The organism is Desulfomarina sp. (assembly GCF_054039375.1).
The window spans coordinates 1-12,302 of sequence record NZ_JBPLBA010000078.1; the positions used below are offsets into that span (position 1 = coordinate 1).

A 12,302-nucleotide genomic window follows, 5' to 3' on the forward strand; every position below is an offset into this window, starting at 1 on the left:
GAGTTGTTCTTCTGGGGGAGCCTTTGACGTTTTCTCTTCTCGGTTCGATTGTTTTTATTGTTCTTGGTATTGCCATCATTAATCGCAAAAAAGGTTGAACCGGTTTTCTACAGTCCCTTTATAACAGAATAATTGTCAGGTTTTCGAGGTCTGACGGTTCTGAAGTTTCCAGGTTATTCCTTTCTGTTTCGAGAAAAAATTTTACATCTGTTGCTCTATAGATATAATTATTGAGTAAGCTTTTTCTTTGGCTATCAGCGCTTTCAGCTTTTTCAACGGCAGGTTCTGTTTTTTTTTGAAATTCTTGCTTTTCGGGCGATATTTTTAATATTCCCGGCAGCCTGCAGAACTTTTTCTTAGTCAGGGAATGATGTTCAATGGAGTGGGGATATGGGATGTTTCAGACGATAGCTGTCAATCTGAAAATTCACTTTAGATTCAGGAAGCTTTTCTAGTGCAGTATGAATTTTTACCGTTTGTTATTGCTGAGTTATAGAGTCCAGCTACACCTTATCTTAAATATACAGGAGGAAACCATGAAGGATTGGCGAAGGAACGTCTTAGTTGTGATCTGTTTTTTGATTTCAATGCCTGTTTTCAGTTATGGAGAAACGTATAAAATCGGGGTGCTGGCAAAAAACGGCCCTGTAAAGGCCCTGAAAAAATGGAAATCCACCGGAGAATATCTGACAGAAAAACTGGCAGGAAAGAGTTTTGAAATTATTCCTTTGAGTTTTGATGCAGTCAATGGTGCCATTCAATCAGGAGCTGTTGATTTCTTCCTGGTTAACTCCTCAATGTATGTTACCGCCAAGGTCAGGTATGGTGCTTCAGCCATTGCCACAATGATTAATTCCAGGCAGGGACAGCCATTGCAGTCTTTTGGCGGAGTCATTTTCACCCTGGCAGAAAATGAAGACATTAATTCCCTCGTCGATTTAAAAGGAAAGACGTTTATGGCGGTGAAAAAATCATCTTTTGGCGGTTGGCAGATGGCATACAAGGAGTTGCTGGATGGTGGCATTGATCCCAATGGAGATTTTGCCAAGCTGGAATTTGGCGGAAAGCACGACAATGTTGTTTATGCGGTTATCAACGGAGCTGTTGATGCCGGTACAGTAAGAACTGATACGATTGAGCGGATGGTTGCGGCGGATGAGCTGGATATGGATGAATTGAAAATTATCAATCAGAAGAAATATAATGATTTTCCTTTCGTCTGCAGTACCAGGCTTTATCCGGAATGGCCGTTGGCTAAGTTAGCTCATGTGGGAGATGATCTGGCCTCTGAAGTCGTTGCTGTTTTGAAGGAATTGAAAAGTACTGATAAGGCGGCAAAAGACGCGAAAATTGTCGGCTGGAGGGATTCTTTGGACTACGGACCGGTTGAGGAGTTACAGAAGGTACTGAAAATTGGTGTTTACTCCGGACAGTAGAAAATTGGAGTGACATTTTTCGAACTGAACCTTTTTCCAGGGAGGAGATAACTTGTTTTCTATTTTTGATAACCGGGGCCTTCGGGTCAAATTGCTTGTACCGCTGACGATAATTCTCACTATTTCCTTTCTTATTCTGGCATACGCGGTTTCTTCCAGTCAGCAGAAACTGCTCGGCAACATGGGGGATCAACTGGCTTCAGATCTTGAGGTTTCCAGGACGACAATCGAAGGAGAGTTTGGCCGGATTTATAAAAAGATTCAAAGGATTCTGTCGGAAATGGCTGTTTCCGCAAGTGAGGAAGTCGCGGAGAAAACCAGGAAAGCCCTGGATCGGGAAAAAATGCAGGTTGCTGAGGATTGGGAAAAAAGCCTGCAGGCCAATGGCCGAAGTCTTGCTGTTCTTCTGGCTCAGGTTGCCCCCAGGGCTATTTTGACGAACAATTATTCTGACCTGGTGACTTATACCAAATCCGCATCGAACACTGATAACGTGGTCTATGTCATGTATATCCGGTCCAACGGAAAACCTTTTGTCCGCTATCTCGATAAGAGAAAAGAGAAAATTAAAAAATATATAGCCCAGGGCAGGGGCAGGAAAAAATATGAAAAAGTTCTTTCAGCATCTGCCGGAGACTCATCCGTTTTCATTGTGGAACATCCTGTTGTTACAGAAGGGAGTACCCTGGGGAAGGTACTTGTCTGTATAGATAAATCGAAGATGAACAAAACCCTGGATAAAATGTCTTCCAGGTTTGAAGGGCTTGCGGAAAACAGTGCCGGGTTGATAAGTGAAACGCTTCGGAACAGATCAAAAACAGTGGTGGATGAGCTGGCCCTTGCTGTTGGCAACATTACCAAAAAAAATAAGAGCCTGGTTTCGGGTATTCAAAAGAGAATTTTTGCAACCAACAGAGAAGTCGGCAGTAAAACAAGAAAGACCATCCTCTTTGCCGGATTGATCTGTGGTCTTGTCTTGCTGTGCAGTGTCACCGTTCTGGCGGTCAGGCTTCTTATCAAACCTGTTGAAAATGTAGCCGATCGCCTGAAGGATATCGCCCAGGGTGAAGGTGATCTCTGTACCCGCCTGCAGGTAAAAAGCAATGATGAAGTTGGTCAGCTTGCAATCTGGTTCAATGTTTTTATGGAGAAGTTGCAGGGAATAATCAAGGAGGTTGCAAAGAATACCAGGAGTGTTACCCGCTCATCCGATGAGCTGACATCAATTGCAGAAGAAATGTCGGTTGGCGCCAATGCCACTTCCAGGAAATCTGAAAAGGTTTCTGCGGCAGCAGTGAAAATGAGTGAGGAGATGATTTCCGTGTCAGATTCCTGTGAGGAGGCTGCCGCCGATATGAATACGATTGCCGCTGCCGCTGATGAAATGACGAACAGTATCCGGGATATTGCCGGTAGCTCTGAAAAAGCAAAAACCATAGCCGGTCAGGCCGTGTCCCGGGTAGGCAAGACAGTTACAAAGATGAACAGTCTGGGGCAGGCGGCGACGGATATCGGCAGGGTCACTGAAGTTATCACCGATATTTCGGAACAGACCAATCTTCTTGCCTTGAACGCGACAATAGAGGCAGCCAGAGCTGGTGAAGCCGGCAAAGGGTTTGCAGTTGTTGCAAATGAGATCAAGGAACTGGCTCGCCAGACAGCAGATGCCACAAGGGAGATCAGGGAGAAGATTTCGAGTATTCAGAAGTCCACGGATGAAACAGTTTCCGATATTGATCAGATCCGTGAGGTGATAGAAGACGTGAGCGAAACAGTGTCTGTTATTGTCACGGCCGTGGACGACCAGCTGGAAACCACAAGAGAAATTGCGGAGAATGTAGGCAGTGCGTCCCGGGGCATTCAGTCGGTGAATCAATCCATAGCGGAAGGAGCAAGGGAAGCTGATGAAATGGCTGGTGAGATTGCAGTTGTGAATGAACAGGCCGGGCAGATGGCTGAAAGCAGTGGCAAAGTCAACAGAAGGGCCGTTCAGTTAAATGAAATGTCGGCATCCCTTCAGGAGTTGATCGCCGGTTTTAAAGTTGAAGAATGTGATAAACAGCCAGTCTCTTTTAAATAACTTTTGTTTTTTAAAGAAATTTTTAATTATCCTGAAATTGACATTTCCGTGCTTTTTTGAATCGGTGAACTCATCACTGATGAGCAGCCGGGAAGCGTTTTTGTCTCATTGAGAGAAAACAGGAGAAATGAAATTCGATAATATGGAAGAAAAGTCCTGATATACGGAAAAAGGAAACAGGCAGTACTTTATTTTTGTACTGCCTGTTTTTTCTGATAGGATCCAGTTCAAATGGTTTTCTGTTTTTTATTCTTCCTGCGTGTTGCTGCCAGACCAATAAGGCCGGTCCCGAAAAGCAACATGGTAGCAGGTTCCGGTACAGGGTCTGGATTTATTGATCCATTCCGTACTTCAAAGATATATTGTCCGGCTATGCTGGAGTTCAGGCTGCCCGCTATCAGGGCGTTTGGACCACTGTCCAGAAAGGCCCCATTAACTGCAGAACCCAGTAATTCATATGAATTGGCTACGCCGTCACTCCAGCCTGCCCGGGCAGAATCTCCACCCAGCCCATTTGTGCCGCCACTGGCATTCCCGGTTTCCCATTGAATCTGGTCATAGTTGAATTCGATATCAAAATTACCTGCACCGGTATCCGAGCGATCTGTCAGAATAAGCTGAAAACTGTTGAGCTTGTTGTTTTCACTGGAAAAGTAACCGACATCAATCCAGTTGACGCCAAAGACATTGTGTCCATTCAGAATGGCCGAACCGTATTGGACATTATCACTGTTTCTTGTGTCAACATCTGCGAAGAAAGGCGCGATGATCGGCGTACTGGTACTGAGCAGGTTAAAGGGAGTAAAAGTGCTCAGTGAGCTGTCGAAAGTGACATTACCATTGTTGTTCACGAACAGCTGGCTGTAGGTGGTTCCAAAATAGTTGGCATTAAAACCGATAGTTACAGCCCCTGTTGAAGAATCATCATTTGATGCCAGGGTGTTGCTGAAAAGGTTGGCATCATGAATTGCAGTGGCCTGGGCAACGCCTGTGAAGCAGAAACAGGCAATTGCCAGGGTGGAAAGGGTTTTTCTGATCATTTTTCAATCTCCTTTTGGGAATGGTTGAATCTCTATAGTTAGAGATTCAAATTTGTTCCTAACTTGCAATTACCTTGCCATGCCAGGATAAGAATTTGATCAGGATTGCAGTGTGAAATTTTTCATTATAGTGAAATAGTTTGCATTGAAGATCATTGTTGAATAGGTTTGTTCTTCAACTTATCAACACGAATAATTCAGGAATCAGTTTTATAATGAACACTAAGAGTTTTACTGGTGCTGTTTTGCTATCTTTTTTGCTGGTGTTTGCTTCTGGTGCCAAAGGGCATTGTGAATTTATTAAAACCAAGATTGCTGTTCTCGATTTTGAGGTGCATGGAAAAGCGTTTTATACTCAGGATATGGGGGCAATAGTTTCGGAATGGTTTATTACAACTCTCGTAAAGGATGGACGTTTTGATGTTGTTGAGCGGGCCATGTTGCAAAAGATCCTGGCTGAGCAGAAATTAGGGGCAACAGGGCTTATTGCTGAGGACAGTGCCAGCAGGATTGGAAAAATACTGGGTGTGAAAATTATAATCACCGGGTCAATTCTCCATCTCACGGGAAATATCGAAGTCAATTCCCGTATAATCAATGTGGAAAATGGCTCAATTATTGCCGCTGAAAACATCCGTTGTGGTTCCGAATCTGAGTTGCAGACAAAGATTAAAAGACTGACCGCCAGAATTGTTAAAAATTTTCCACTGACCGGGTATATTGTGAAGAGGAAGAACCAGTCAGTTATGATTGATCTTGGTCTGGACAGTGGAATTCATGCGGGAATGGAGTTTATCGTCTATAAAGAGGGATCGGTCATAAAGCATCCCAAGACTGGAGAAGTTCTTGATGTGGAACAGATTCTTACCGGTCGTATCAGGATAACAAGGGTTCAGAGAAATATGGCCGAGGCTTCAGTACTCAAGGAAGAGGGAGCCGGCGGGATCAGTTATGGTCAACTGGTGAAAAGTGTCCAGACTATCCGGAAAGGATCGGAAACAAAAAATCTTGGAGACGGATGGGTGCTGACACTGCGTGAAGTACCGGATCTCGGGGGCAATGAATTGCGGCTGACTTTCAGAACAGTTCCGCCCGATGCGTCAATCCGTATTCTCAATATCGGGCCCAGGTATTTTCCCGGTATGGTTCTGCAGAGTGGCAGATATCATGTCGAAATTTCGAGACCGGGCTATCAGACAGCTATAAGATGGCTGACTCTTCTGGCCGGGAGGGAGGTGGTCTGTGCCAAAACCCTTTCACCTCTTCCGGCAATAGTTGAGGAGTCTGCAGTAGAAACCAAAACAGAGCCTGAGTCGGTTCCGGAAGAAATCAGGGAAGAGATATCACCTTTGGTGCTTCTCCTCAGGTCAAATGACGCCAGGGATAAAATCAAGGCTGCAAAAGAAATCATCAATGGTGAAAATATTGACAGGCATATCTATCAGGAGGTGGAAAAGCAACTTCTGGACGGCTATGAAAACGAGGACGGAGGAAGGCGGCATACCGATGCCATGGCATGGCTTTGCAAGGCTCTTTCTTCATCCCATGACGAAAAATATTCCGCTACTCTCGAAACAGTTCGTGACAATTCACCATCTTTTAAGCTGACTATGTATGCGGCCACCTCTCTTCTGCAACTATAGAGTGCATTGAAAAATCAGAATTTTCGTTCTAGTGTCACGTCAACGATGAAATGACGTAATATTGCGCTGCAATTTTTTGTGCCATTCTGCCCGCGGCTTTGAGCACATAGTTGAGCTATGTAACATAAGCCGCAGGTGGGATGGCGCGAAAAAGGACAAGCAAGATACGTCAGAGCAGTGTTAACGGGACACTAGTATAAGTGTAGTAAAAATGAATAGTTATATGTTTGATGAGTGGTTGCAAGGTATGTTGTAATTACGTTCCTGGAGAATGACCTGAATGTCAAATGATCATCATTCCCGGAAGAAACAGATAGAGACAAACGGATTCAGAAATCTGTTGTTTTTTCTTTTACTCTATATTCTTGGAAGCCCCTTTCTATCTCCTTATCACTCGTTGACTGTTTTTGCCCATCTTTCCCTTTCCACTGTTATGTTTTTTACGATCTATACTGTCCGGAAGCAGGACAGGCACAGGTCTTTTGCCATTGTCCTTCTTATGCCGATACTTGTTCTGTACTGGCTGGGTATTTATGATATTATTCGTTTCAGTCGTATGGGAGCCTATTTTCTCCTCTCGATTTATTTTGGACTTCTGGTTTATTCGTATATCACCCGGATTGCGTCCTGTCAGAGAGTTACTCGAAATGTTCTTTACGCTACCTTTTGCCTTTACCTGATTATCGGTTTATTCTGGGGTACACTGTATACTCTCATGGATGGGTTGCTGCCGGGATCCTATGGCGGCCTGCTACTGGATGATCCCAACAACCATTCCATTCATATTTTCAACTATTTCTCTCTGATTACCCTTACAACAGTCGGTTACGGCGATATTTTTCCCAGGACTCCAGGTGCAGCCTCTCTCTGTCAGGTTGAGGCTATCTTCGGTCAGTTTTTTACTGCGGTTCTTGTTGCCTGGTTGGTGGGGATGTATATCTCCGAGAAAAAGGGGACAAAGTTGGACCTCGATAGAGAGTGACAAGGGTAATCTGAAAACACAGTTTTCTTTTTGCTATCACCTGCTTCAGCCTCATTGAAATGGCTTGCACGGTCATCTTTTATGGTATAGGCTTGATGAAAATGCAGGTGAAACAGTGCAGCAGATTACATGAAATGGAGAGAGAAATGGTGGAAAAAAATTCCCTTGAACGGACAGGTGGGTTTAAAATACTGCATCAGATACTGGTGACCATGTGTATAATTGCGCTTATTCCTCTGGGTGGTCTCTGGTATATCAGCATTTACAAGTCCAGGCAGGACTGGACCACCAATATTTTTCATAATCTTGCCACCACAACTGAGGCGCTTTCCCGAAGTGTTGATGAATGGACAACCATGAACCTCAGGATGCTGGCACAGAATGGTGTTACTCCCGCAATACGCAGTATGGACAGTGAGTTACAGAATCCTGTATTGAAAACAATGAGTAATTCGTATGACTGGGTTTATCTGGCTTTTACTATTCTGCCAAATGGGAAAAACCTGGGACGAAGTGATGGTAAACCACAGAAATACTATGGTGACCGGAATTATTTCAAGCAGGTTATTGCCGGTCGATCAGTCGGACAGCAGGTTCTCCTGGGAAAAACATCCGGGAAACCCGCTCTCGTTCTTGCCAAACCAATTGTTGGAGAGAGAAATAAAAAACTTGGGGTTATTGCCATTGCCATGACCCTCGAGGATCTGTCAAAAACTGTCACTAAAACGAAAATCGGCAAAACCGGTTTTGCCATTCTGCTTGATGAAAACTATCGTCTTATTGCCCATGGAAAAGGTGCAGTGACTGCCGAACTTCAGGATTACAGTTATCACCCGGCACTCAGGCAAAGGAACAGGTTTGATCAGAACTCTTTTGTCTTTGAGGACAACGGGCATAAAATTGTTTCCTATACCAGTAAAACCCGGCAGGGCTGGACACTAATCGTTCAGCAGGACTACGCCGAGGCCTATGGCGCTGCTGACCGCGCCCGTCAAAACGCTGTTGTGCTGCTGATTATAACCTGTCTTACTGTTCTTGTTATTGCTTATCTGCTGGCCAATCGTTTAAGCACACCAATCCGTAATCTGACACAGATCGCGGATGAAATCAGCAGGGGAAAACTGGATGCGGAAATAAGAGAAACAACACGTGGGGATGAAATTGGTGCACTGGCGCGGGCAATCGAAAGAATGGGTGTCAGTCTGCAGATGGCGTTTGACAGATTACGTAGAAGGTAAGTTGCCATGACCCGGGATTACAAACCTTTAAAGGATATTGTTGATGAGATAGGGAGGCTGTATCGAAGTCGTGCAACAGGGACTCTTTTTGTGGCAACCGGCGCAAATAAATCCGCACAGATACTGTTTAAGGATGGAGATATAACGTCCATCTATTTTTTCAACAGACACGGTCGGGATGCCCTGGAGAAAATGTCGACGATTAAAGTTGGCCGTTATCGTTTCCAGAAAGGATTTACTCCTGGCCGTAAACGGGCTGATCTACCCGATACAGATGTTATTATTGAAAGGCTCACAGGTTTCTGCGGGGTGGAGTCTCCTCCTGAAACTGTCCGATCTTCAGGCCCCGGAGGAGGAATAAGCGAGGAAGATAAATCTGTTCTTGAAAAAAGCCTGGTTGAATATATCGGGCCGATGGCGGCGATTGTCTGTGAAGATTATTTCCATGGGGAGATGGATTTACAGGATATTGTGGAAAAGCTGGCTTTGGAGATTCCCTCACCTCAGCAGGCAGTTAAATTCAGAGAAGAGGTTCTGAAGAAGCTGAAGTGAAACTTTTCATGGTACCCGGAACTGATCGAACCTGTAAAACAGGGTTGAATGAATAACGGAACAGACCTGACGAAAGGGGCGATTTTACCTCGGCTGGTTAAGCTATCTCTTCCTATCATAGGCACTTCGTTCATCCAGATGGCCTATAATTTAACCGATGTCATCTGGCTTGGCCGGATGGGCGCTGCAACGGTAACAGCTGTGACTACTGCCGGTTTTTTCATGTGGCTGCTGTACAGCTTTTTCTATGCTGCAAAGTCCGGTACCGAGACTCTTGTCGCGCAGGCTGCCGGCAGAAAAGACATGAAAGAGGCTGGAGAGATTGCTGAAAATGCCCTTACTGCCAGTTTCTACGGTTCAATTGTCGTCAATGTTCTGTTGTTTCTTTTTGCAGCTCACCTGCTGCAGTTTTTCAAACTGGATACTGTTGTACTGCAGCAGGCAACCGGTTATCTGAAAATAATATCTTTTGCCCTGATTTTCGGGGCGTTGAATCCGGTCCTCAGTGCTGTCTATATCGGAAACGGAAACAGTAAAACACCGTTTATTGTGAATTCGATTGGACTGGTTGTCAATATCATCCTCGATCCACTGCTGATATTCGGTCTTCTCTTCTTTCCTCCCCTCGGTGCTGAAGGGGCAGCCCTGGCGACTGTATTTTCAAATACGCTGGTTTTTTCCATTTTTGTAATAAACCTGAAAAAATCCGGATCGATACTGCCGGGATTGAGGTTACCGGCACCTCTGAAAACAAAAATTCTTGGCAGAGTGATGCGGATCGGTGCACCAGTGGCCTGTCACCAGGTGGCATTCTGCCTGTTTTCCATGGTAATCGGCAGGATTGTTTCATCTTTTGGCACGATTCCCCTGGGGGTGCAGAATATTGGTATGAATATTGAGGCACTCTCATGGAGTACCGCACTCGGGTTTTCGACGGCTCTCAGCGCTTTTACCGGACAGAATTACGGGGGAGGTCGGTATGAGAGGATTCGGACAGGGTATTACTGTATTCTGGGGTTGAGTGCGGCAATAGGTCTTCTGGCAACTGTGGCATTCGTTGCTTTCGGTTCAGAGATTTTTTCTCTTTTTGCCAAAGATCCGGAGATGGTGAATGTTGGTATTCTTTATCTGAAAATTCTGGCGGTTTCCCAGGTATTCATGGCAATGGAAATTGCAACAACGGGGGGCTTCTATGGTCTCGGCAGGACAAGAACCCCCTCCGTCATCTCCATAGTCTTTACCGGGCTCAGGATTCCGGCGGCTTATATCCTGGTAGATTTCACCCATTATGGGTACAGCGGCGTCTGGTGGATTATCACCATCAGCAGTGTTATCAAAGGGCTTGTTGCTGTAAGCCTTTATTTTCTTCTGCTGAAAAAACTGTTGAAGGTAAAATGAAGAGCCTGTCGGGGCTATTCATCCCATATAGTTCTCATGGTATAAGGAGAACCGTTTTTGGTGAAAAAGGAGCCATTTACATATCTGTACCCCCGGTTAAGTCTGTTGATGGCAAGCATATCATTTTCGTCGAGTTTCACATCAGCGGCAGCCAGGTTTTCTTTCAAACGTTTGGGGTTGGTTGATTTGGGAATAACGATGGTTTTTCGTTTGAGTGCCCAGGCAAGGAGAACCTGAGCTGGTGATATGGAGTGTTTTTCTGCAATGGCGGTTAGTTCTGGTGTGTTGAGCAGTGTCGGTTCATTCTGTTTTTTCATTTTAGGTGGTCGATCTCCTGAACCAAGAGGTGAATAGGCCGTCAGGAAAATGTTCCTTTTTTTACAGAACTGGAGCATTTTATTCTGCTGCAGGTAGGGGTGGAGTTCTATCTGATTGACGGCTGGTTTTATTGTTGCTTCTAAGTGAAGTTTTTCCAGTTTTCTGATACTGAAATTGCAGACTCCAAGAGTTTTTACAAGACCCTGTTCCACACACTCTTCCATGGCCTGCCATGTGTCTTCCAGAGGGAGTTGTTCCAGGGGGATGTATTCGTCAGGGGTTCGGGGAAAGATGACATCTCGTACAAAGGCAACCGGCCAGTGGATCAGGTAGAGGTCAAGATAATTCAGGCGGAGATCAAACAGTGTTTTTTTCAAGGCCGGAAGCACATCCTCCGGTGCATGGCTGTTGTTCCAGAGTTTTGAAGTGATCCATATCTCATCCCTTTTGACTATTCCTTCTTTCAAGAGAGGAGCAAGACCATCACCAACTTCTTTTTCATTCTCATAAATCGGCGCACAGTCAATATGGCGATAGCCGATCCTGACAGCCTCTCTGAGAACAGTCAGAATTTCATTTCTGTTGGATTTCCACGTTCCGAGACCTAAGGCGGGAATTGTCGTATTATTATTCAGGGTGTAATATTTCATAAGACTCCTTTAGTCTGTTTTTTAATTATCTCTGAACGGGGATTGCCCAAGAAAGAAGTTGGAGGTGAGCAAGTGGTCCATTCTTTCATATTATCGTGTTCAGTGAGTGTGGTCAATGGTCTGCAGTAAAATCGTTTTGGGAAATATATCGTGCATTTCAACCCGTGGTATGCTGTGAGGAGTTGCGTCTGGATGCCTGGCTGGAGCTTTATATGTAGTTTTACCTAAATCCTGCACTTCAAAAAATGGAAAAATATAATTATAAACTGATTTCAATACGTTATGATATAGCTAACAAATTCGGTCATTCACATTTTAGGTGAATGTACATTTTTTCATTTTCTTTGCCCTGTGGGATTGGCAATTTTACCGAATCTACTTCATTTTCAATGACTTGAAGTATGCCTACACGTCAGCGCCATTGAACCTCGCATCTCCGGCAAACTTGCCAATTGCAGGATTTAGGTTTAATGTTGTTTCATACCGAAAGAAAATCACTCAATATGCGATCTGAAAATTATGACGGAAATGGCTAGGAATCCAGAGAAATACAACACGGCACCGTTTCAGGAAGAAAGTAGTCTTGAGAATTTTTTCACTGGCACTCAGCGGGGTGAGCTGTTGTCTCAAATGAAAGAGGCTGTAATTGGTGGAGCTCCTCTTCTTGTTCTCACGGGGGAAGAAGGAAGTGGGAAGACGATGTTGTGCCGGATGTTGGAACAAGATGGGCCAGCAGATTTTTTAACGGTTTTTTTCCCCCGAACGGTAGAGTCTTTTGATGATGTTGTGCGAATAGTCGCTATGCGCCTTGGTGTGAAGTTGACAACAGTGCCAGAAGATAAAGGCACTGGAGCTCTTGATCATATTATTGCGACCTTGAAAGGTGAACAGAAAAAATTGCTCGTTGTTTTTGATGAAGCCGAAAATATTTATCTGGCTACGTTGGAACGTATTCGCAAAATGGT

10 protein-coding genes are annotated in these 12,302 nt (G+C 44.6%); 8 read left to right on the forward strand and 2 right to left on the reverse strand.

The window, feature by feature from the left end; genetic code table 11:
• Positions 1 to 536 precede the first annotated feature (536 nt).
• Both ACXLDX_RS04240 and ACXLDX_RS04245 read left to right on the forward strand, forming a co-directional pair.
• Complete coding sequence (locus ACXLDX_RS04240; RefSeq protein ID WP_457575948.1) at positions 537 to 1,436, forward strand: phosphate/phosphite/phosphonate ABC transporter substrate-binding protein; 900 nt, start codon at positions 537 to 539, stop codon at positions 1,434 to 1,436.
• A 52-nt stretch (positions 1,437 to 1,488) separates the two neighbouring features.
• Positions 1,489 to 3,516, forward strand: a complete 2,028-nt coding sequence (locus ACXLDX_RS04245; RefSeq protein WP_457575949.1) for a methyl-accepting chemotaxis protein — start codon at positions 1,489 to 1,491, stop codon at positions 3,514 to 3,516.
• Between the two features lie 227 nt (positions 3,517 to 3,743).
• Here ACXLDX_RS04245 and ACXLDX_RS04250 read toward each other — a convergent pair whose 3' ends face one another.
• A complete protein-coding gene (locus ACXLDX_RS04250) occupies positions 3,744 to 4,556 on the reverse strand; it encodes a nidogen-like domain-containing protein (protein ID WP_457575950.1) in 813 nt (270 codons plus the stop codon).
• Positions 4,557 to 4,801: 245 nt separating this feature from the next.
• On the opposite strand from ACXLDX_RS04250, the gene ACXLDX_RS04255 reads away from it, so the two are divergent.
• The 5 genes from ACXLDX_RS04255 to ACXLDX_RS04275 all read left to right on the forward strand — a co-directional run bounded on the left by ACXLDX_RS04255 (position 4,802) and on the right by ACXLDX_RS04275 (position 10,369).
• A complete protein-coding gene (locus tag ACXLDX_RS04255) occupies positions 4,802 to 6,199 on the forward strand; it encodes a FlgO family outer membrane protein (RefSeq protein ID WP_457575951.1) in 1,398 nt (465 codons plus the stop codon).
• A gap of 280 nt (positions 6,200 to 6,479) precedes the next feature.
• Positions 6,480 to 7,181: a potassium channel family protein gene (locus ACXLDX_RS04260; protein ID WP_457575952.1), complete on the forward strand. Its 702-nt coding sequence runs from the start codon at positions 6,480 to 6,482 to the stop codon at positions 7,179 to 7,181.
• A gap of 146 nt (positions 7,182 to 7,327) precedes the next feature.
• Positions 7,328 to 8,419, forward strand: coding sequence for a cache domain-containing protein (locus ACXLDX_RS04265; RefSeq protein WP_457575953.1), 1,092 nt, complete (start codon positions 7,328 to 7,330; stop codon positions 8,417 to 8,419).
• Positions 8,420 to 8,425: 6 nt separating this feature from the next.
• Positions 8,426 to 8,971 (forward strand): DUF4388 domain-containing protein, encoded by a 546-nt coding sequence (locus ACXLDX_RS04270; protein WP_457575954.1) that lies wholly within the window; start codon positions 8,426 to 8,428, stop codon positions 8,969 to 8,971.
• A 48-nt stretch (positions 8,972 to 9,019) separates the two neighbouring features.
• Complete coding sequence (locus ACXLDX_RS04275; protein WP_457575955.1) at positions 9,020 to 10,369, forward strand: MATE family efflux transporter; 1,350 nt, start codon at positions 9,020 to 9,022, stop codon at positions 10,367 to 10,369.
• A gap of 14 nt (positions 10,370 to 10,383) precedes the next feature.
• Here the strand turns inward: ACXLDX_RS04275 and ACXLDX_RS04280 are convergent, their stop codons facing one another.
• Complete coding sequence (locus ACXLDX_RS04280) at positions 10,384 to 11,337, reverse strand: aldo/keto reductase (protein ID WP_457575956.1); 954 nt, start codon at positions 11,335 to 11,337, stop codon at positions 10,384 to 10,386.
• A gap of 519 nt (positions 11,338 to 11,856) precedes the next feature.
• On the opposite strand from ACXLDX_RS04280, the gene ACXLDX_RS04285 reads away from it, so the two are divergent.
• A partial coding sequence (locus ACXLDX_RS04285) for an AAA family ATPase (RefSeq protein ID WP_457575957.1) occupies positions 11,857 to 12,302 on the forward strand: 446 nt, incomplete at its 3' end.

Excerpts from the sequence above, each read along its gene's own strand:
- ACXLDX_RS04270 (WP_457575954.1), top strand. The coding sequence starts at position 8,426 with ATGACCCGGGATTACAAACCTTTAAAGGATATTGTTGATGAGATAGGG.
- ACXLDX_RS04275 (WP_457575955.1), top strand. The coding sequence starts at position 9,020 with ATGAATAACGGAACAGACCTGACGAAAGGGGCGATTTTACCTCGGCTG.
- ACXLDX_RS04265 (WP_457575953.1), top strand. The coding sequence starts at position 7,328 with ATGGTGGAAAAAAATTCCCTTGAACGGACAGGTGGGTTTAAAATACTG.
- ACXLDX_RS04240 (WP_457575948.1), top strand. The coding sequence starts at position 537 with ATGAAGGATTGGCGAAGGAACGTCTTAGTTGTGATCTGTTTTTTGATT.
- ACXLDX_RS04260 (WP_457575952.1), top strand. The coding sequence starts at position 6,480 with ATGTCAAATGATCATCATTCCCGGAAGAAACAGATAGAGACAAACGGA.
- ACXLDX_RS04280 (WP_457575956.1), bottom strand. The coding sequence starts at position 11,337 with ATGAAATATTACACCCTGAATAATAATACGACAATTCCCGCCTTAGGT.
- ACXLDX_RS04250 (WP_457575950.1), bottom strand. The coding sequence starts at position 4,556 with ATGATCAGAAAAACCCTTTCCACCCTGGCAATTGCCTGTTTCTGCTTC.